At 37.8% G+C, this 19891-nt stretch carries 19 protein-coding genes and 1 riboswitch; of the genes, 14 read left to right on the top strand and 5 right to left on the bottom strand.

Going from position 1 to position 19891, the window contains the following annotated elements:
* Positions 1–19: 19 nt before the first annotated feature.
* Entirely contained in the window at positions 20–1321 is a 1302-nt protein-coding gene (locus GPZ88_RS01525) for an HD domain-containing protein (RefSeq protein WP_166043124.1), read from the bottom strand.
* Positions 1322–1416: 95 nt separating this feature from the next.
* On the opposite strand from GPZ88_RS01525, the gene GPZ88_RS01520 reads away from it, so the two are divergent.
* From GPZ88_RS01520 to ftsX, 7 genes are all read left to right on the top strand, one after another.
* Positions 1417–2295, top strand: coding sequence for a sulfite exporter TauE/SafE family protein (locus GPZ88_RS01520; RefSeq protein ID WP_158914247.1), 879 nt, complete (start codon positions 1417–1419; stop codon positions 2293–2295).
* A gap of 70 nt (positions 2296–2365) precedes the next feature.
* Positions 2366–2752, top strand: a complete 387-nt coding sequence (locus GPZ88_RS01515; RefSeq protein WP_074560664.1) for a YwiB family protein — start codon at positions 2366–2368, stop codon at positions 2750–2752.
* A 227-nt stretch (positions 2753–2979) separates the two neighbouring features.
* A complete protein-coding gene (locus GPZ88_RS01510; protein WP_166043122.1) occupies positions 2980–5661 on the top strand; it encodes a cation-translocating P-type ATPase in 2682 nt (893 codons plus the stop codon).
* Positions 5662–5757: 96 nt separating this feature from the next.
* On the top strand, positions 5758–6405 hold the full coding sequence (locus GPZ88_RS01505; RefSeq protein WP_074481474.1) for an HAD family hydrolase: 648 nt from the start codon (positions 5758–5760) through the stop codon (positions 6403–6405).
* Positions 6406–6781: 376 nt separating this feature from the next.
* A protein-coding gene (gene prfB, locus GPZ88_RS01500) for a peptide chain release factor 2 (protein ID WP_142349661.1) occupies positions 6782–7877 on the top strand; the annotation gives its coding sequence in 2 pieces (ribosomal slippage) (positions 6782–6853 and positions 6855–7877; 1095 coding nt in all).
* 47 nt (positions 7878–7924) lie between these two features.
* Positions 7925–8617 (top strand): cell division ATP-binding protein FtsE, encoded by a 693-nt coding sequence (gene ftsE, locus GPZ88_RS01495; RefSeq protein WP_074481476.1) that lies wholly within the window; start codon positions 7925–7927, stop codon positions 8615–8617.
* On the top strand, positions 8610–9539 hold the full coding sequence (ftsX, locus tag GPZ88_RS01490) for a permease-like cell division protein FtsX (protein WP_166043120.1): 930 nt from the start codon (positions 8610–8612) through the stop codon (positions 9537–9539). Before ftsE ends, ftsX begins: the two co-directional genes overlap by 8 nt.
* Positions 9540–9572: 33 nt before the next feature.
* On the opposite strand, the gene GPZ88_RS01485 is transcribed toward ftsX, so the two are convergent.
* Complete coding sequence (locus GPZ88_RS01485) at positions 9573–10286, bottom strand: alpha/beta hydrolase (RefSeq protein ID WP_166043118.1); 714 nt, start codon at positions 10284–10286, stop codon at positions 9573–9575.
* A complete protein-coding gene (locus GPZ88_RS01480) occupies positions 10283–10924 on the bottom strand; it encodes an MBL fold metallo-hydrolase (protein ID WP_039696557.1) in 642 nt (213 codons plus the stop codon). The genes GPZ88_RS01485 and GPZ88_RS01480 overlap by 4 nt, the downstream gene beginning before the upstream one ends.
* Before the next feature lie 125 nt (positions 10925–11049).
* Between GPZ88_RS01480 and GPZ88_RS01475 the strand changes: the two genes are divergently transcribed.
* The 6 genes from GPZ88_RS01475 (at position 11050) to GPZ88_RS01450 (ending at position 17550) form a co-directional block, all read left to right on the top strand.
* A complete protein-coding gene (locus GPZ88_RS01475) occupies positions 11050–13533 on the top strand; it encodes a bifunctional DnaQ family exonuclease/ATP-dependent helicase (RefSeq protein WP_166043116.1) in 2484 nt (827 codons plus the stop codon).
* A gap of 30 nt (positions 13534–13563) precedes the next feature.
* Positions 13564–14034, top strand: coding sequence for a cell wall elongation regulator TseB-like domain-containing protein (locus tag GPZ88_RS01470; protein ID WP_039696559.1), 471 nt, complete (start codon positions 13564–13566; stop codon positions 14032–14034).
* On the top strand, positions 14031–15212 hold the full coding sequence (locus GPZ88_RS01465) for a pyridoxal phosphate-dependent aminotransferase (RefSeq protein ID WP_039696560.1): 1182 nt from the start codon (positions 14031–14033) through the stop codon (positions 15210–15212). Before GPZ88_RS01470 ends, GPZ88_RS01465 begins: the two co-directional genes overlap by 4 nt.
* 1 nt (position 15213) lies before the next feature.
* The gene (locus tag GPZ88_RS01460) at positions 15214–15657 is read left to right on the top strand and encodes a protease inhibitor I42 family protein (protein ID WP_039696561.1); all 444 of its coding nucleotides are present in this window, start codon (positions 15214–15216) and stop codon (positions 15655–15657) included.
* A gap of 18 nt (positions 15658–15675) precedes the next feature.
* Positions 15676–17022: an asparagine--tRNA ligase gene (gene asnS / locus GPZ88_RS01455; RefSeq protein WP_039696562.1), complete on the top strand. Its 1347-nt coding sequence runs from the start codon at positions 15676–15678 to the stop codon at positions 17020–17022.
* A 243-nt stretch (positions 17023–17265) separates the two neighbouring features.
* Positions 17266–17550 carry a hypothetical protein gene (locus tag GPZ88_RS01450; RefSeq protein WP_158914233.1) on the top strand — a complete coding sequence of 95 codons (285 nt, stop codon included), beginning with the start codon at positions 17266–17268 and terminating at the stop codon, positions 17548–17550.
* 36 nt (positions 17551–17586) lie between these two features.
* On the opposite strand, the gene GPZ88_RS01445 is transcribed toward GPZ88_RS01450, so the two are convergent.
* Together GPZ88_RS01445 and GPZ88_RS01440 are read right to left on the bottom strand one after the other, a co-directional pair.
* Positions 17587–18144, bottom strand: a complete 558-nt coding sequence (locus tag GPZ88_RS01445; RefSeq protein WP_166043114.1) for an ECF transporter S component — start codon at positions 18142–18144, stop codon at positions 17587–17589.
* Between the two features lie 3 nt (positions 18145–18147).
* The gene (locus tag GPZ88_RS01440; RefSeq protein WP_166043112.1) at positions 18148–19131 is read right to left on the bottom strand and encodes a nucleoside hydrolase; all 984 of its coding nucleotides are present in this window, start codon (positions 19129–19131) and stop codon (positions 18148–18150) included.
* 109 nt (positions 19132–19240) lie between these two features.
* A riboswitch (PreQ1 riboswitch) is annotated at positions 19241–19284 on the bottom strand.
* Positions 19285–19440: 156 nt separating this feature from the next.
* Between GPZ88_RS01440 and GPZ88_RS01435 the strand changes: the two genes are divergently transcribed.
* Positions 19441–19821, top strand: a complete 381-nt coding sequence (locus GPZ88_RS01435) for a RidA family protein (RefSeq protein ID WP_006532694.1) — start codon at positions 19441–19443, stop codon at positions 19819–19821.
* Positions 19822–19891: the final 70 nt, after the last annotated feature.

Genomic DNA, 19891 nt, shown 5'->3' with positions numbered 1-19891 from the left:
CAGTTTCATCTCTAACTTCTTAATTGGGTGAGACAAAATGATCATTTGAGATATAGCTCATAAATTCTTTTTTGGTATGAGCAAATAAGTCATCATCGCTGAGCATTTCTTTTGGAAAGTAGAAGCGTCTATCGCCATAAATTGTTCCTGTCAAAGTCTTTACAATCGGTGAGATGGTTGAGAGCTCAACAACTGAGCCATCTTTTTGAATCATATTAATCTCAGTACGTGGCTCTTTCTTTTCAGGGCGGTAAATGTCATAAGGAAGGTCAAAGTTAACATGAATACCAGTGTAATAGTCTGGGTCAAAACCAACAGATTTTACCAATTCAACTAAATGACTGAGGTCCTTACGAGATTCTTCTTCGAAAGTTACGGATTTGAAAACCTTACGGTTAACAAAACGGCTGGCTAAATCTGCTAGAATGTCATCTTCAGCAGTCATCCAAGCTTGAAAATAAGTGTTCATCACACCATCATCTAGCGATAAATAATCGGCTAGACTAGCTTGATTAGCTAAAAATGGGATGAGATTTGGTGACGTTTTTTCAAAGAAGTGGCTATCAATGTGATAAAGGTATTTAGCACGTTTTAAGAGATTTTGCAGCAAGACTTCCATAGCTCGGCTAGCGGGGTGGAAATAGACTTGCATGTACATTTGAAATCGACTGACAATGTAGTCTTCGACAGCGTGCATGCCGTTATATTCAAAGACAATGCCGTCAGCTGTTGGACGAATAACACGCAAGATGCGTGTCAAATCAAATTGACCATATCTTGCTCCACTGTAGTAGGAGTCGCGCAAAAGGTAATCCATTCGGTCGCAGTCAATCTGGCTAGAGATGAGTTGCACCACTTGCTTGTTGTGGTAAGTGTGGCTGATGACACTTGCCACTTTTTCAGGAAAATCTGGGGATACTCGGCGTAAAATCGCATTAACTTCTGTGTCAGGACTAGTGATAATTTCTTGAGTAATAGCTTCGTGGTCAGTATCGAAAAGCTTTTCAAAAGTGTGTGAATAAGCACCATGCCCCACATCGTGTAAGAGGGCTGCTACCATGGTTAAAAGATTTTCATTAGAATCCCAAATCTCTGGAAATTTGGCATCAAAAATCTCAGTTACTCGTCTAGCAATTTCATAAACGCCTAAGCAGTGTGAAAAACGACTGTGCTCAGCGCCATGAAAGGTGAAAACAGTTGTCGAGACTTGTTTGACACGACGTAGACGCTGAAATTCTTTACTATTGATAAGGTCATAAATGACCGGATGATTGACGGTTATATAATTGTGAACAGGGTCACGAAATACTTTTTCATTCATAGTTTCATTATAACAAAAAAGCTAAAAATGCTAAGGGTTTAACTCTTGAAATAATCTTGTTTACGAAAGTTAAAAAATTGCTTATAATGGAGTCTATGACAAATGAACTTATCTTACGTTTAATCCAGATTTTTTTGGTTTTCTTAATTATTTGGATTTTTGGAAATATTATCTTGCATGCCAAGAAAAATAAAATTAATTTAAAGGAAAGATTCTGGACTGGTCTTTGGATAGGCTATCTGACAGACTTACTAGATACGCTAGGAATTGGAACGTTTGCGACTAGTACGGCGCTTTTTAAGGCAACAAAATTAGTCAAGGATGATAAACAGATTCCTGCGACCTTATCAACTGCTCACGTCATTCCAGTCTTGATTGAGGCACTTTGCTTTATCACGATTGTGAAAGTGGAATTGCCAACCTTGTTAGCGATGGCAACGGCTTCTTTTGTGGGAGCTCTTGTCGGGACACGTCTTACGAAAAACTGGGACACACGTCATGTGCAAAGAGCTTTAGGAACACTGTTGATTATTGCTGCGCTTATCATGGTTTATCGCATGATTGCAAATCCTGGTGCAGGAATGGGTGACGGTGTTCATGGTCTTCACGGCATTTGGCTTTTGGTTGGTATAGTGTTCAATTTTACGATTGGTATTTTGATGACCATGGGATTAGGAAACTATGCTCCAGAATTGATTTTCTTTTCAATGCTTGGGATTAATCCGTCGATTGCACTTCCAGTGATGATGCTTGACGCAGCAGTTATCATGTCAGCAAGTACGACAGAATTTATCAAATCTGGTCGCGTGAATTGGCCAGGGGTTCTAGGAATCATTATTGGTGGTTCTTTTGGTGTCTTGACGGCTGCCTTTTTCCTCAGTCAGCTAGATATCAATAAGTTTAAAATATTGATTGTTTTTATCGCTATTTTTACTGGAACTAGTTTACTTCGTTCATCAGCAATTAAGCGATAAAACAGCGTTATTATTAGCTTTACGAAGAAAGAATTGGTATAATTTTAGAGAAAGGAAGAAGCTTACTTAGATGAAACTTCATATTAAGAATAAAATTGATTTAGATGGACAAGTTGAGTTAGTTGAGCAATCATACCCAGTTAAATTAACCGAAAAAAATGGTCATATCTATCTTACCTATACCAATGAAGAAAAAGAAACGGTTATGCTTAAGTGTAATGACCAAGAGTTGATTATGACACGTTTTTCAACGCCAAAATCAATCATGCGATTTCATCGCGAACTGCCAGCTATAGTTGCTATTCCAACCCCAGTTGGTATGCAACATTTACAAACACAAACCAGTGTTTATGAGTTGGATACCAAAGAGCAAAATCTTAAAATCCACTATCAACTAAAACAAGTTGAAGGGGATAATGTTTTTGCAAACTATCAGCTAGAAATCAAGTGGTTGTAAGCCTAACCAAAGCTTGATATATCAAGCTTTAGCTACTTGTAAGATTAGTTGACAAATGGTTTTAAAATTGATATGATTACTCTGTATTCAAGGGAGTAGCAGACGGGTAAAACCCGTGACATGGTCGTCATTACGAAAGAAATTTCCGGCCCTGTCTTAAACAGCGAGACTTGTTTTAAAAAAACAGGTCTCTTTTTCTATAGAGGAGACCATAGGAGGAAGTTATTTTGTCTAAAGAACAAAGTAAAGCTCTGTTTTATACACAGAGCAAAGATGAAACATTGGAAACTCTGAAGTCATCACGTGATGGTTTGTCTACAGCCGAAGCTCAAAAACGCTTGGACGAATTTGGTCACAATGAACTTGATGAAGGTGAAAAACGTGGTTTGTTTGCGAAGTTCATCGATCAGTTCAAAGATTTGATGATTATCATTTTGTTGGTCGCTGCGGCTCTTTCTGTTATTACAGAAGGAATGCACGGATTAACAGATGCTTTAATTATTCTTGCTGTTGTTATTTTGAATGCGGCATTTGGTGTTTACCAAGAAGGTCAAGCAGAAGCGGCGATTGAAGCTCTTAAAGATATGTCAAGTCAAATCGCGCGTGTCCGTCGTGATGGTCATGTAGTGGAAATTGATTCACGTGAATTGGTTCCTGGTGATATTGTCATGCTTGAAGCTGGTGATGTTGTTCCAGCTGACATGCGACTTTTAGAAGCAGCATCATTGAAAATTGAAGAAGCTGCTCTTACAGGTGAATCAGTTCCAGTTGAAAAAGATTTGTCAGTTGAAGTACCTGCTGATGCAGGAATCGGTGACCGTGTAAACATGGCTTACCAAAACTCAAATGTTACTTACGGCCGAGGTGTTGGTGTCGTTGTTAACACAGGTATGTACACTGAAGTTGGTAAAATTGCTGATATGCTTGCCAACGCTGATGAAACAGATACACCACTTAAACAAAGTTTGAACCAATTGTCTAAAGTATTGACATACTTGATTGTTGGTATCGCTGCTGTTACTTTCCTTATCGGTGTTTTTGTTCGAGGAGAAGCTCCACTTAATGGTTTGATGGTTGCCGTAGCACTTGCCGTGGCTGCTATCCCAGAAGGACTTCCAGCCATTGTGACAATTGTCTTGTCAATGGGAACAACAACACTTGCTAAACGTAATTCAATTGTTCGTAAATTACCAGCTGTTGAAACACTTGGTTCTACAGAAATCATTGCATCAGATAAAACTGGTACATTGACAATGAACCAAATGACAGTCGAAAAAGTTTACACAAACGGAAAATTGCAAAGCTCTGCAAGCGAGATTGCATCTGACAATAACACACTTCGTGTTATGAACTTTGCAAATGATACTAAAATCGATCCAAATGGAAAATTAATCGGAGACCCAACTGAAACAGCACTAGTTCAATTTGGTCTTGATCATAGTTTTGATATTCGTGAAGTTCTTAAAAAAGAACCACGTGTGGCAGAGTTGCCATTTGATTCTGAACGTAAATTAATGTCAACGATTCACAAAGAAGCTGATGGTAAATTCCTTGTTGCTGTTAAAGGTGCACCAGATCAATTGCTTAAACGTGTGACTCGCATCGAAGAAGATGGTCAAGTTCGTGATATTACAGCTGATGAGAAGAAAGCTATTTTGCAAGTCAATAAAGACCTTGCAAAACAAGCTCTTCGTGTTTTGATGATGGCTTATAAATATGTTTCTGAAGTGCCAACACTTGAATCAGAAATTGTTGAGTCTGATTTGATTTTCTCAGGTCTTGTTGGAATGATTGACCCAGAACGTCCTGAAGCAGCTAAGGCTGTTGCTGTCGCTAAGGAAGCTGGTATTCGTCCAATTATGATTACTGGTGACCACCAAGATACAGCAGAAGCTATTGCTAAACGTCTTGGTATCATTGAAGATGACGGTCAAGACCACGTCTTCACAGGTGCTGAACTTAATGAATTGTCAGACGAAGAATTCCAAAAAGTCTTCAAACAATATTCAGTTTATGCACGTGTGTCTCCTGAACACAAAGTCCGTATCGTTAAAGCTTGGCAAAATGAAGGTAAAGTTGTTGCCATGACTGGTGACGGTGTTAATGATGCGCCATCACTTAAGACAGCTGATATCGGTATCGGTATGGGGATTACTGGTACAGAAGTTTCTAAAGGAGCTTCTGACATGGTCCTTGCTGATGATAACTTTGCAACGATTATCGTTGCTGTTGAAGAAGGACGTAAGGTCTTCTCTAATATCCAAAAATCAATTCAATACCTTCTTTCAGCTAACATGGCTGAAGTCTTCACAATCTTCTTTGCCACACTATTTGGTTGGGATGTTCTTCAACCTGTACACCTTCTTTGGATTAACTTGGTAACAGATACGCTACCAGCGATTGCGCTTGGTGTTGAACCAGCTGAACCAGATGTGATGACTCACAAACCTCGTGGACGTAAATCAAACTTCTTTGATGGTGGGGTTATGGGCGCAATTATCTATCAAGGTATTTTCCAAACTTTACTCGTTTTAGGTGTTTACGGATGGGCATTGATGTTCCCAGAACATGCTTCAAGCCGCATGATGCACGAAGATGCTTTGACAATGGCGTTTGCAACTCTTGGTTTGATTCAATTGCTCCATGCCTTTAACGTTAAGTCTGTTTACCAATCAATCTTTACAGTTGGAGCTTTCAGAAATAGAACCTTTAACTGGGCAATTCCAGTAGCTTTCCTACTATTGATGGTTACTATTGCAGTACCTGGATTTAACCAATTATTCCACGTTTCACACTTGAGTGTGACACAATGGTTAGCGGTCATCATCGGAAGCTTGCTCATGGTTGTTTTGACAGAAATTGTTAAGGCTGTTCAACGTGCTCTTGGTCAAGATGAAAAAGCTATTTAAGTTAGGTTAATTATTAGCTAGGACAATTTGTCCTAGCTTTTTTGCTTTCTGAAAATCTTTGAAAAATTTATGGTAGAATATTCTGGGGAGGCTTTCATGATTAAAGCAATTATATTTGATATGGATGGTGTTTTATTTAACACTGAAAATTTTTATTTTGACCGTCGTGAGGCATTTTTAGGGAGTAAAGGTATTTCTATCAAACATTTGCCACCTAAATTTTTTGTAGGTGGACGTATGGATCAGTTCTGGGAAAAAATCTTAGGCGACAAGATTTCAGACTATGATACAAAAGCTTTGGAAGCAGAGTACACTGCTTATAAGAATGTTCATCGACCAGATTATAGTCAATTAGTTTTTCCAGATGCTAAAAAAGTTTTAGCTGATTTAAAGGCAAAAGGATTTGTCTTAGCATTGGCTTCAAACACGGTGCGAAAAGATGTTGAACGAGCTTTGACAAAATGTGGTTTGATTGAATATTTTACTTACATTTTGACAGGTGATGATTTTAAAGAAGGTAAACCAAATCCTGCAATTTACAATGCTGCTTGTGCTAAATTAGGATTCGATAAAGGTAATATTGTTATTATTGAAGATAGTCAAAAAGGAATTCAAGCTGGAGTAGCTGCAGGTGTGCGAGTGATTGCCATTCGCGATAAAGTATTTGGCATTGATCAATCACAAGCTAGCCTTTTAGTTGATAGTTTAACCGAAGCTGTGCAAGTAATTGAAAAAGAAGTTTAAAGGTATTGTCATATTGAAAAGTAATTGTTTTAGGAGTAGTAGTCTAAGCTAGGTAAAGAAAATGGCTGCTAATGGTAGCCAATAGCAATTTTACAGCCTTTATGATAAAATAAAAAGGCAGTAAGGAAATCTATAAAAGCGTCAAAAAGTAAAGATAAACTGATTATAGATTTGATTAATTAAGTCTAAAAGCAGAGTGAAAATTCCTATTTTCATCTTGCTTTCTTAACGGACTTAATATCTTATGTTAACTGAATACGTTCTACGAGTTGTGCAAAAAGATAATTTTTCCTAGAGCTTAAGAGCTCTTCGTCAAAATTCCTATTTTTGTTATACTCGTTTAACGAACTTAATATCTTAATAAAGGAGTTATCTCATGGAAGTGGCTGAAATCCGCCAAAAAATAGTAGAAAATCAAGAGAAGTTGACTAGCTTCAGGAGGTCTCTTTGACTTAGATCGTTTGGAAGAAGACATTGCGCTTCTTGAAAACAAAATGACTGAGCCAGATTTTTGGAACGACAACATTGCAGCACAGAAAACATCTCAAGAATTGAATGGTTTGAAACAAACTTACGAAACATTTAACGAGATGCAAGAATTGTCTGATGAAACAGAACTTTATTTAGAAATGTTAGATGAAGATGATTCTATTCAAGCTGAGTTAGAAGAAACTCTTGAAAAACTTGATAAAATCATGACAAGTTATGAAATGACTCTTCTCTTGTCAGAACCTTATGATCGTAACAACGCCATCTTGGAAATTCACCCAGGTTCTGGTGGTACGGAAGCTCAAGACTGGGCTGATATGCTTTTCCGTATGTATACACGTTATGGAAATGCTAAAGGTTTCAAAGTTGAAACCCTTGATTATCAAGCAGGTGATGAAGCAGGTATCAAGTCAGTGACACTTTCTTTTGAAGGACCAAATGCATATGGTCTTTTGAAATCAGAAATGGGTGTTCACCGTTTGGTTCGTATCTCACCATTTGATTCGGCGAAACGTCGTCACACATCATTCTCTTCTGTCGAAGTAATGCCAGAATTGGATGATACGATTGAAGTTGAAATTCGTGATGATGATATCAAGATGGATACTTTCCGTTCAGGTGGTGCTGGTGGACAAAACGTCAACAAGGTTTCTACTGGTGTTCGTTTGACCCACATTCCAACAGGAATCGTTGTTGCGTCAACTGTTGACCGTACACAATACGGTAACCGTGACCGCGCTATGAAAATGTTGCAAGCAAAACTTTATCAATTAGAACAAGAGAAAAAAGCGCAAGAAGTGGATGCTCTTAAGGGTGATAAAAAAGAAATCACTTGGGGAAGCCAAATCCGCTCATACGTCTTCACTCCATATACAATGGTTAAAGACCACCGTACAGGGTATGAAGTTGCTCAAGTTGATAAAGTCATGGATGGTGACATTGATGGCTTCATCGACGCTTTCTTGAAATGGCGTATTGATTAATTCAAAAGTAAAATTTTAGGATAACAAAATCGTAAAGGAAAATACAAATGGCATTAATTGAAATGAAAGGTGTAACTAAAAAGTATCACCGCTCAACAACTGCTTTGAGAGATATCAATGTATCTGTCAATCCAGGTGAATTTGTTTATATTGTTGGTCCTTCTGGTGCTGGTAAATCAAGTTTCATTAAATTGCTTTACCGCGAGGAAAAAGTCTCTGCTGGAACACTTAAAGTTGGGGAATTTAACCTTACAAAAATGAAAAAACGTCAAATCCCAATTTTGCGTCGTAGCATCGGTGTTGTCTTCCAAGACTACAAACTTCTTCCTAAGAAGACTGTTTTTGAAAACGTTGCTTATGCCATGCAAGTAATTGGTGAAAAGCCACGTGAAATCAAAAAACGCGTTCCAGAAGTGCTTGAACTTGTTGGACTTAAACACAAAATGCGTTCATTCCCAGACCAATTATCTGGTGGTGAACAACAACGTGTGGCAATTGCGCGTGCCATCGTTAACAATCCAAAAGTTTTGATTGCTGACGAACCAACTGGTAACCTTGACCCAGAAATTTCTTGGGAAATCATGCAATTGTTAGAACGTATCAACCTTCAAGGAACAACCGTTCTAATGGCAACACACAACAAACAAATCGTTGATAACCTTCGCCATCGCGTTATCGCAATTGAAGAAGGACGTATTGTACGTGATGAAGAGGAAGGAGAATACGGATATAATGATTAGACACTTTTTCCGCCACTTATGGGAATCTATTAAAAGTTTAAAACGAAACATCTGGATGACCATCGCATCAGTCAGCTCAGTTGCGATTACATTGACACTTGTTGGTATTTTTGCAGCTGTTCTCTTGAACGTTGAAAAAATTGCTCAAGGTATTGAAAATAATATTCAAATTAGTGTTTATTTGGATGTCAACTCTGCTGATAATTCAGAAACAAAAACAAATGAAGTTGGTGAAACTGTTCAAAATGATTCTTATCACCAAGTTTATGACCAAATCAACGCTCTTTCTGGTGTAAAATCAGTTACTTTCTCAAGTAAAGATGACCAATTAGCTAAATTGAAAGAAACATATGGTGATGACTGGGCAATGTTTGATGGTGATTCAAATCCATTGCAAGATGTTTACGTTGTAGAAGCGACATCAGCATCAAAAGTTAAGAAAGTAGCTAATAAAATTTCTAAAATTGAAGGTGTTGAATCAGTTAACTATGGTGGTTCAAACTCAGATCAACTCTTCAAGATTTCTAAATTTATCCGTACATGGGGAGCTGCTGGTACTGTTCTTCTTGTTGTTGTAGCTATTTTCTTGATTTCAAATACAATTCGTATGACTATCATGTCTCGTCACCGCGATATTGAAATCATGCGTTTAGTTGGTGCGAAAAACTCTTATATCCGTGGCCCATTCTTCTTTGAAGGTGCTTGGGTTGGTTTGCTTGGAGCGATTGTTCCATCAATCATCATTTACTTCGGCTATAAAGCTGTTTACGCATCAGTAAATCCACAATTTGAAGTACAAGGATTGACTCTATATCCTGCGGATACATTCCTTCCAATGATTATCGGTGGTATGTTCGTTGTAGGTATCCTTATCGGATCACTTGGTTCAGTTATCTCAATGAGACGTTATCTTAAAATTTAATAGAAAAACAACTTCTGATTTTCAGAAGTTGTTTTAATTTATAAAGCTTGTAATAGCTGTAGCAATTTCTTTTTCTTGTTCTTTTTGAGAAATGCTTGCTTTTCCGTCTTTTGCTTGGTGACCATAATCTCCAAATTCGCTGTGGTTACCTCCAGAGATAGTGACGTATTTTGTATCTTGCGGAAGTCTCTTTTTAGCTTTGTTATACTGGTCCCGTTTAAGGATTTTATCTTTGCTAGCTGTGATTGAGAGAACTTTTAGCTTGTCTTTTGATAAGTCTGTTTTCTCACTTGGATAGCTTGCAAGAAGAATTAAACCAGTAACGTTTGTTTTGGCTGCATCAGCGTTCATGCAGGCAACAACGCCACCTAGTGAGTGCCCAGCAAGGTAGACATTTTTTAAGTTTTTTTCTTTGATGACGGCTAAAGCTTTTTTACTCGATAGCACAGGTAGATTTAGGGGTGTTTTCAAGATGTAAACATTATATCCTGATTCGGCTAAATCATTTGCTAAATTAGCGTAGGCTTTTTCCTCAACGAGAGCACCTTGGTAAAAGATAATAGTTGCTTTTGCGCTTTCTTTACTTTCAAAGAGTAGATAGTCCTTTGTGATTTTAGCGGATTTAGCAGCTGCCATAGAACTTTGATGCGCTTGGTAGGTTTTATAACGAATAAAACCAAGGCCTAGAACAAGCAGAGTTGTTAAACAAACTAAAAAGTAGAGTAGACATTTTTTAAGTTTTTTCATAGTGTATTAAAATACGGGTTAAAATTCTTTTCATGTGCAATAGTCGTTTCACGACCATGACCAGGGTATACGGTGAAGTGATTTGGAAGACTAAAGAGTTCAGTTTTGATACTATTTAGTAATTGTTCTGCGTTTCCAGTTGGCAAATCAGTTCGTCCAATGGTTTCACGAAAGAGCGCATCACCAGTGATAACAAGGCCATCATCAGGGAAAACTAGCGAAACACTTCCCCATGAATGTCCTGGTGTTTGACGTGCTTGAAAACGAAAACCAGCTAATACATAATCTTCTTGATATTGAAAGTGGTGCTCGGCAGGTTTTAAAATCACATCATCCATGTCAGCATGACGGTCTAAGCCTGAGAAATTATCTTTGGGTGAATAAAGCCAAGACGCTTCTTTTTCAGAGATATAAACAGGAGGCTGTCCAAAAGCATCACGAATCACATCAAGCCCCATAATATGGTCATAATGAGCGTGTGTGATTAAGATAGCAGCTACGGGTTTATCAATAGCCGTAATTTTTTCTTTAATTTTATCTGTATTGCTACCAGGGTCAACAACAATGATAGCTTGGTCATTGACCAATAAGTAGGTATTTTCACGTGCAACGTGGTTTAATAATCTAAAAATCTTCATAAAAAAAGTGTATCAAAAAAGTCTTTAAAAGTCATACAATCTCTTTTGCCAAACGCAATTTTTTCGCTATCTTATTTTTGGGATTAGGTGAATGTGGGCTTTAAAAATGGTATAATTTAAATGTTATGATGCAAGTTAATTCTCAAAAATATGCTGTTGTGGATTTGGAGGCAACGGGTGCCCACGCAATGGCAGAAATTATTCAGGTTGGCATTGTCATTATTGAAAATGATCAGATTGTGAAGACCTATCAAACGGATGTTAATCCGCACGAGACCTTAACTGACCACATTATTCATTTAACAGGGATAACAGATGAGCAATTGGCAAAAGCGCCAGATTTTTCACAAGTTGCTCAAGAAATTTATCACTTGATTTCGGACTGTGTATTTGTGGCTCACAATGTGAAATTTGATGCCAATCTTTTAGCAGAAAAATTATTCTTAGAAGGATACGAACTACGTACGCCGCTTGTCGATACGGTTGAGTTATCACAAGTTTTCTATCCGACCCTTGAAAAATATACGCTAGGTCACCTAGCAGATGTTTTACAACTTGATTTGACGGATGCGCACACGGCTATTTCCGATGCTTATGCGACTGCTCAGCTATTGTTAAAACTAAAAGAAAAAATGGAGAGTTTGCCAAAAGAATTGCTAGAACAACTCTTACCTTTTTCTGATAATCTCTTATTTGAAACGGGGATGTTGGTTGAGGAGAGCTTTAAAAAAGCGAAAGTCATGTCAAAAAAAGACTACCAAGAAGTTGGTGGCTTGATTTTACGACGTGCTAAAGCCATTGGCAGTGAACGTAAGTTGTCTGATGATTTTGAGTTAAATATGGCACTTCTAGGCTTGGATGCGCGTGAGAAGCAGAGCCGATTTGCTCAAATGGTTAAAGATGATTTTCAAAGTTCAAAAATCTCATTCTTAGAAGCTCAGGCTGGTCTCGGAAAAACTTATGGCTATCTTTTGCCACTTTTGCAGCTAGCACAAGATGAGCAAATTATTGTTTCAGTGCCAACAAAGATTTTACAAGACCAAATCATGGCTAATGAAGCTAAAAAGATTCAAGAAGTCTTTAACATTTCTTGCCAATCCATCAAAGGACCCGGCAACTATATTAAGTTGGATTCTTTTGCGGAAACCTTGCACCGAGAAGGGGACAATCGCCTAGTTAATCGTTATAAGATGCAATTGCTTGTCTGGTTAACAGAAACTTTAACGGGAGATTTGGATGAAATCAGACAGAAGCAGCGTTTTGAGGCTTATTTTGAACAGATTAAGCATGATGGTAATCTGAGTGAAAAATCCTTGTATAAGGATGTCGATTTTTGGAATCGTACTTATGAAAATGCTAAGCATAGTAAGCTTTTAATTATTAATCATGCGTATTTCTTAGAACGTGTTCAAGATGATAAGGCTTTTGCGGCTAAGAAAATTTTGATATTTGATGAAGCGCAAAAATTGATTTTGAACCTAGAACAATTTTCACGACGTCGTGTTAATGTAACGCAATTGGTTCAAAAAATTGAAAAGCATTTGGATGCTGCCCTGCCAACGCTTGAAAAACGTTTGATTGAGAGTCTTTCTTTCCAATTGAGTCATCTTGCCACACGTTTTTATCAAAATCAAGAAATTTATGTGACAACAGAAGATGCTCACCGAGTAGAACAAGCTGCTAAAGAGTTGCTTGCTCTTAATCCTGAGTGGCGTTATCTGTGCTTGGAAGATTTGTTATCCCTATTTGCACAGCCATTTACGGATTTTTGGTTTGAGACAAGTTTTGAAAATGAAAAACGTCAGACTTACTTAAATGCAAGTAGTGATGAACTCTTGAATTTCCAAGAATTCTTGCCAGAAACACGCAAGACTTACATGGTTTCTGCGACATTGCACATTAGTCCGCAGGTTAGTCTTGCAGATTTGCTTGGTTTTGAGCAGTACCATTACATGAGCATTGAGCGAGACAAGCAAACGTCGCAACGCATTTGGATTGATGAAGAGATGCCAAATGTAGCTGAGATTTCTGATGAAGCTTATGCTAAGGCTATTGCTGAGCGAATTTATCAAATTAGGCAATTGGATGAACAGATGTTGGTGCTCTTTAATTCTAAAAAAGCCATGTTTGATGTTTCAGAGCTTTTAGATGAGATGGACCTTCATCATTTGACACAAGAGAAAAACGGGACAGCTTATAATGTCAAACGTCGTTTTGAACGCGGAGAAAGTCATATTTTACTTGGGACTGGTGCTTTCTGGGAAGGCGTGGATTTTGTACAATGCGATAAAATGATTGAGGTCATTACACGTTTACCTTTTGAAAATCCAAAAGATTTATTCGTTCAGAAAATCAGTAATCATTTGCTAGCGCAAGCTAAATCGCCTTTCAATGATTATTCTTTGCCGTTAGCTATTTTAAAACTAAAACAAGCTATCGGAAGAACCATGAGACGTGAAAATCAACGTTCGGCTGTGCTTTTGCTTGACCCACGAATTTTGACAAAATCATACGGAAAAATTATCAGTGATGCTTTATCTGAAGAATTTTATATTTCTCATCAAAAATTTTCAAAGAGTCTCACTGAAATAAAGAATTTTCTGCTATAATAAAAGAGATAAACAAAAAGGGAGAAGTAAATGAAAAAATTAACACCAGTAAAACAGTATTTACTTGGTTTTAGCTTGATTTTATTAGTTCTCTTGCTTTCTGCTACGACTGTTTTGGATTTAGCGATTCAGCCAAAACGAAGAGCAGAAAAACTGGCGACCCAAGTAGCCATTGAAAAAGCTGATTTAGTTCAAACGTCTTCTGTTGACCTTTACAATGGTTCTAAGACATACTATAGTGTTTTTGGAACGACAGCATCAGGTGATCAGAAGATTGTTGCTGTAGGTGAAGACAATGGTAAGGTATTTGTTTATTCTGTAAACGATGGGATTAGTCGTAAACAAGCTGAGCAAGTAGCTGCAGCTAATGGTGCGACAGGAATTTCAAAAGTTGTTTACGGAATTGATGGCAAGACCCCAATTTGGGAAGTCACAGCTACTGATGGTTATTATCTTGTGAATTTTGAAACAAGTGAGCTCGTGAAGAAGGAGGGCATATGACAAACTTATCAAATCGCGTGTTGAACATGGAAGAAAGTGTGACTTTAGCAGCGAGTGCGCGTGCCAAAGCCTTGAAAGCGCAAGGACGTGATATTTTATCACTAACATTGGGAGAACCTGATTTTGTAACTCCTAAGAATATCCAAGATGCAGCAATTGAAGCTATTCAAAATGGTAAAGCAAGTTTCTACACTGTTGCTTCTGGACTTCCAGAATTGAAGGATGCAATCAACAATTACATGGAAAATTTCTACGGTTATTCTGTTAACCGTAATCAAGTAGTTGTTGCAACAGGTGCAAAATTCATTCTCTACACTTTCTTTACAACTGTTCTTAATCCAGGCGATGAAGTTATTATCCCAACACCATGTTGGGTGTCTTATGTCGATCAAGTTAAAATGGTTGATGGTGTTCCTGTGACAGTTGCGACAACTGAAGCAAATGACTTCAAAGCTACTGTAGAACAACTTGAAGCTGCTCGTACAGATAAAACAAAAGTTCTTTTATTGAATTCACCATCTAATCCGACTGGTATGATTTACAGCCGTGAAGAATTAGAAGCAATTGGTAATTGGGCTGTTGAACACGACATCTTAATCTTGGCAGACGATATTTACGGACGTTTGGTATATAATGGAAATGAGTTCACACCAATTTCATCAATTTCTGAAGCTATCCGAAATCAAACAGTTGTCGTAAATGGTACTTCAAAAACTTATGCTATGACTGGTTGGCGTGTTGGTTTTGCAGTTGGTAATGAAGAGATTATCTCAGGTATGGCAAAAGTTATCAGCCAAACCACTTCAAACTTAACGGCAGTTTCACAATACGCAGCGATTGAAGCTCTTACTGGTTCACAAGACTCTATCGAAGTTATGCGACAAGCCTTCGAAGAACGTCTAAATACTATTTACCCATTGCTTTGTGAAGTTCCTGGATTTGAAGTCATTAAACCACAAGGTGCTTTCTATCTTTTCCCTAACGTGAAAAAAGCGATGGAAATGAAAGGTTACACTGATGTGACTGCCTTTACAACAGCTATTCTTGAGGAGGCAGAAGTAGCCCTTGTTACTGGTGCTGGGTTCGGTGCTCCTGAGAACGTTCGTTTGAGCTATGCGACTGATTTGGATACTTTGAAAGAAGCTGTAAGACGTTTGAAAGCATTCATGGAAAAATAAGATGTCCAAAAAACGAAAACTTATTATTGCATTAGTTGCTTTTTCAGGAATCGTTGCAGTTGGATTAGGGATTCATTTTAAACCAACTTCTCCAGAATTAACCAAACTGGGGGAGTATTCAGTTACGTCTAAAGGCATGCGCTTTGAGATTGATTTGGCTAGCAATAGCACGACTGGTTATACTTGGACTGCCAGTGATGTGGATAAGAAGACTTGTCTTTTAGATGATATTGTTTATCAAGCTTATCCTAGTAAAGACAATCGAGTCGGGTCTGGTGGCTACACTCGAGTAACTGGAAAAGTCAAAAAAGCTGGTCAGACGCAATTCAATTTAAAGTATTGCCAAGATTGGAAAGGTGGTAAGCAAGAAATGGCTTACCGCGTAACTATTAGTAGTTCAAAAACTAAAGTTAATAAGATTAAACTGACAAAAGTGTCAGAGTAATATTTGAAAAGAGGAATTATGTCTAAAGATTACGTATCAATTATTGATGTTAAAGATCATGTTGGCGAAGAAGTCACAATCGGGGCTTGGGTAGCTAACAAATCAGGAAAAGGAAAAATTGCTTTCTTACAACTTCGTGACGGGACAGCATTCTTCCAAGCAGTTGCTTTCAAACCAAACTTTATTGAAAAATATGGTGAAGAAGAAGGAACTGAAAAATTCAACACAATTAAACACCTTAGCCAAGAAACTTCTATCCTTATCACGGGTATCGTTAAAGAAGATTCACGTTCAAAATTTGGTTACGAACTTGATGTGACTGACCTTAAAATCGTTGGTCATTCAGAAGATTACCCAATCACTCCAAAAGAACACGGTACTGATTTCTTGATGGACCACCGTCACTTGTGGTTGCGTTCACGTAAACAAATGGCTATCATGCAAATCCGTAACGCTATCATCTACGCTACATATGATTTCTTTGATAAAAATGGTTTCATCAAATTTGATAGCCCAATCTTGTCAGGAAATGCTGCTGAAGATTCAACAGAATTGTTTGAAACTGACTACTTTGGTACACCTGCTTACTTGAGCCAATCAGGTCAATTGTACCTTGAAGCTGGTGCTATGGCACTTGGTCGTGTCTTTGACTTTGGTCCTGTATTCCGTGCTGAAAAATCAAAAACTCGTCGTCACTTGACTGAGTTCTGGATGATGGATGCTGAATATTCATTCCTATCACACGAAGAATCTCTTGATCTTCAAGAAGCTTATGTTAAAGCACTTATCCAAGGTGTTCTTGACCGTGCTCCACAAGCTCTTGAAATTTTGGAACGTGATGTTGATTTGCTTAAAAAATACATTGCAGAACCATTCAAACGTGTATCTTACGATGATGCTATCGATCTTCTTCAAGAACACGAAAATGATGAAGATGCTGATTACGAACACCTAGAACACGGAGACGACTTTGGTTCACCACATGAAACTTGGATTTCAAACTACTTTGGCGTACCAACATTTGTTATTAACTACCCAGCAAGCTTCAAAGCCTTCTACATGAAACCAGTTCCTGGTAACCCAGAACGCGTCTTGTGTGCTGACCTTCTTGCACCAGAAGGATACGGAGAAATCATCGGTGGTTCAGTTCGTGAAGATGACTACGATACACTTGTTGCTAAAATGGATGCTCTTGGTATGGATAAATCAGAATATGAATTCTACCTTGACCTTCGTAAATACGGTTCAGTACCACACGCTGGATTTGGTATCGGTATCGAACGTATGGTAACATTCGTGGCTGGAACTAAACACATTCGTGAAGCTATTCCATTCCCACGTATGCTACACCGTATTAAACCTTAGAAAGTTGACCGCGACGCTTTTAGAATGGAAACGAAACTTTTTCATTCTAAAAGCTAGTCAGTCCTTTAGCTAAGTTCCAATAGGACTTAGCGTGTCAAATCAGCGGAGCGAAGTGAGGCGAGATTTGACTAAGGAATGGTATTAAACCTTAATAAATATTATTAAAGCCTGAACTTTTGAGTTCAGGCTTTTTAAGTTTATTTAAGAAATGTTTGCTAAAATTTCTTGTGAGAGGTGATTAACATGATAACTTATATCGCGAAAATTACCTTTTTTGATAAGACATTTTGTATTGCACTAGACCTAAAAAGAGTTTCACATCCGCTTTTAGAACAGATTAAACGACAAGTAGGTTTAGTTGAGCATGATTTACAAATCTGGCAAGAAGCTCTTTCAGATAGCTTTAAAAGCTTAGCAAGTGATACTTTCTTTAGTAAAACGTTTTTTATCAGAGCTTTGCAGGAACACTTTTCAGATTTAGGAAAGCACGAGGCAATTGCTTCGATTACTTGCCAGACTTTGACATAAGTTAAAATCCCAGCCAATTCGGCTGGGATTTTTGGTTTAGTTTTTAGCAGTCATAAGGTTTGGCGCAAAAGTTTTGAGTGATTTGATGATAGCAAGTACCAAAGCAAGGCTAATGAGACGGTCAGCATAGTCAGTAATGGCTTGAACCAAAACTAAACTTGCTGTCATGTCAATGCCTAAGCCATGAATAATTTGTGCCAAGATGCCAGAACCACTTGAAGTAATACCATGGAAAAGAATGACTGTGATACTTGATGAAACAACTGTTCCAGGAAGTGAGACAAGTAAGCTTTTCCAGATCAAGTCTTTTGATTTGCTTGTTTCTTTAATTAAGAAACCTGTAATAAAAGCAGCTACGATAGCTACAGGTGCAAAGTAAATAGCAAAGATATCAGTCGTCATCCAGCTAATCAAGGCACTGACAATAGCAGCACCAGCACCAAGCCATGGTCCAAAGACAACAGCGACTAACAATGTTCCAATCATATCAAGATAAATTGGCAGACGTAAGAATAAAGCGATGTTTGCGCCAATATAGTTAATTGCAATGGCAATTGCCATAAAAGAAATGATACGAATTGATGAATTTTTCATGATTTAACTTTCTAACTTTAGATTTTTGAGATCATCTTGAATGATGTCTTTTTGTGCATCTAAAAGTACGGTTAGAAAATCTTCCCAGAATAGACTTGGGTTAACCTGAGTCAAAATAGTGCTGTTCTTAGGTTTGTGGTAAAAATCGTATTGATCGACGACTGTTTGCCCAATAGCGATGCCGTCAGTAACAACATCAGTGTAAGCATCAAAACCAGAGCAGACCTCGCTGTTGACAAAGTAGGCCAATGCGAGAGGGTCATTAATCACACAGCCAATGATATGTTCGTATTCCCAGTGAAAATCAAAGTAAAAACGGGTAATTTTTGTGATGAATGCTGTCATTTCAGCGTTAATACGACTCATATATTCTAAATGATTTGGTGTTAAGACAATATGGCGAGTGACATCAAGTCCGACCATTTCAACTTTACGACCTAAACGTTCAAAAGTGATTTGTGCCGCATGCGGGTCGCACCAGTAGTTGTATTCAGCAACAGGTGAACAATTGCCGTGTGATTTGAAATTTCCTCCCATGCTGACAAAACGGTGACAGTTTTCGCCGAGCTTAGGATTTAGTTCAAGAGCTTTTGCGATATTGGTTAACGGACCTAGGGCAATGATAGAAGTATCTTTAGGGTCTTTAAAGTAATCGGCTAAGAATTGCTCTGCTGATTTTTCTTGAACATGAGGAGTGTGTTTGAGTTGGAAATCATTTTCGCCAAGACCATCCATACCATGAGTATCTTGGGCAGAAACGTAATCGCGTGTTAGCGGTGTAGCAGCTCCTTGGTAGACAGGAACATCTAGTCGATCAAGCAGCTCTAGGCTTGTAAAAGTATTTTTTACTCCGAGATCTGTTGGACAATTTCCTGCGACGATGGTGATGGCAACCACTTCTAAATTTGGATGTTTAAGGGCATAAAGTAGCGCTAGTGTATCGTCGATACCAGGATCACAGTCAATAATAATTTTTTGCTTAGTCATCCTTTCCTCCTTTCTAAAAAATATTTATAGAAAATAAAAAATGACCTTGTTTTCTAAAAAACAAAGCCACTCAAAAAAGACGCTCAACAAAGAGCAGGTCTCAATTTGTAGATAGCTAGTTTTTTATTCTGGGAGTTTTCGAACCAGTCCAAAAGTAGTACTTTTGATTATGCACGCCTTCTATTATATAAACAATTTGCTTTTTTGTAAATATTTGAAAATAAATGCATTTTTATTTATTAATATGTTTCAATTTTCAGAATATTTTGTTATAATAATCCTAATCTATTTGAGAGAAGGTGAAAATTTATGGCGAAAACAATTCACACGGACAAAGCGCCAGCAGCAATTGGTCCTTACGTTCAAGGAAAAGTTGTTGGTAACTTCCTTTTTGCTTCAGGTCAAGTTCCTTTGTCACCTGAAACTGGTGAAGTTATTGGGACAAGCATTCAAGAACAAACCAAACAAGTCCTTAAAAATATTTCTGCGATTTTAGCAGAAGCAGGTACTGATTTTGACCATGTGGTTAAAACGACATGTTTCTTAAGCGACATGGATGACTTTGTTCCATTTAATGAAGTTTATGCTACGGCTTTTAAAGCTGATTTCCCAGCGCGCTCTGCTGTTGAAGTTGCTCGTTTGCCAAAAGACGTCAAGGTAGAAATTGAAGTCATCGCTTATCTCGACTAGATGTTCTCTTAATATTATTTGACACGAAAAAAGTTCGCTACTCTCTCGGCGAACTTTTTTCTATTGTGTT

Origin of the sequence: Streptococcus ruminicola, from assembly GCF_011387195.1 — a bacterium.
Lineage (GTDB): Bacteria > Bacillota > Bacilli > Lactobacillales > Streptococcaceae > Streptococcus > Streptococcus ruminicola.
This window is presented reverse-complemented; position numbering and strand designations above follow the sequence as displayed.

Coding starts and splice junctions, on each gene's coding strand:
- GPZ88_RS01525 (WP_166043124.1), bottom strand. CDS start 1,321: ATGAATGAAAAAGTATTTCGTGACCCTGTTCACAATTATATAACCGTC.
- GPZ88_RS01505 (WP_074481474.1), top strand. CDS start 5,758: ATGATTAAAGCAATTATATTTGATATGGATGGTGTTTTATTTAACACT.
- GPZ88_RS01465 (WP_039696560.1), top strand. CDS start 14,031: ATGACAAACTTATCAAATCGCGTGTTGAACATGGAAGAAAGTGTGACT.
- ftsX (WP_166043120.1), top strand. CDS start 8,610: ATGATTAGACACTTTTTCCGCCACTTATGGGAATCTATTAAAAGTTTA.
- GPZ88_RS01470 (WP_039696559.1), top strand. CDS start 13,564: ATGAAAAAATTAACACCAGTAAAACAGTATTTACTTGGTTTTAGCTTG.
- ftsE (WP_074481476.1), top strand. CDS start 7,925: ATGGCATTAATTGAAATGAAAGGTGTAACTAAAAAGTATCACCGCTCA.
- GPZ88_RS01475 (WP_166043116.1), top strand. CDS start 11,050: ATGATGCAAGTTAATTCTCAAAAATATGCTGTTGTGGATTTGGAGGCA.
- GPZ88_RS01450 (WP_158914233.1), top strand. CDS start 17,266: ATGATAACTTATATCGCGAAAATTACCTTTTTTGATAAGACATTTTGT.
- GPZ88_RS01440 (WP_166043112.1), bottom strand. CDS start 19,131: ATGACTAAGCAAAAAATTATTATTGACTGTGATCCTGGTATCGACGAT.
- GPZ88_RS01515 (WP_074560664.1), top strand. CDS start 2,366: ATGAAACTTCATATTAAGAATAAAATTGATTTAGATGGACAAGTTGAG.
- asnS (WP_039696562.1), top strand. CDS start 15,676: ATGTCTAAAGATTACGTATCAATTATTGATGTTAAAGATCATGTTGGC.
- GPZ88_RS01435 (WP_006532694.1), top strand. CDS start 19,441: ATGGCGAAAACAATTCACACGGACAAAGCGCCAGCAGCAATTGGTCCT.
- GPZ88_RS01520 (WP_158914247.1), top strand. CDS start 1,417: ATGACAAATGAACTTATCTTACGTTTAATCCAGATTTTTTTGGTTTTC.
- GPZ88_RS01460 (WP_039696561.1), top strand. CDS start 15,214: ATGTCCAAAAAACGAAAACTTATTATTGCATTAGTTGCTTTTTCAGGA.
- GPZ88_RS01480 (WP_039696557.1), bottom strand. CDS start 10,924: ATGAAGATTTTTAGATTATTAAACCACGTTGCACGTGAAAATACCTAC.
- GPZ88_RS01445 (WP_166043114.1), bottom strand. CDS start 18,144: ATGAAAAATTCATCAATTCGTATCATTTCTTTTATGGCAATTGCCATT.
- GPZ88_RS01485 (WP_166043118.1), bottom strand. CDS start 10,286: ATGAAAAAACTTAAAAAATGTCTACTCTACTTTTTAGTTTGTTTAACA.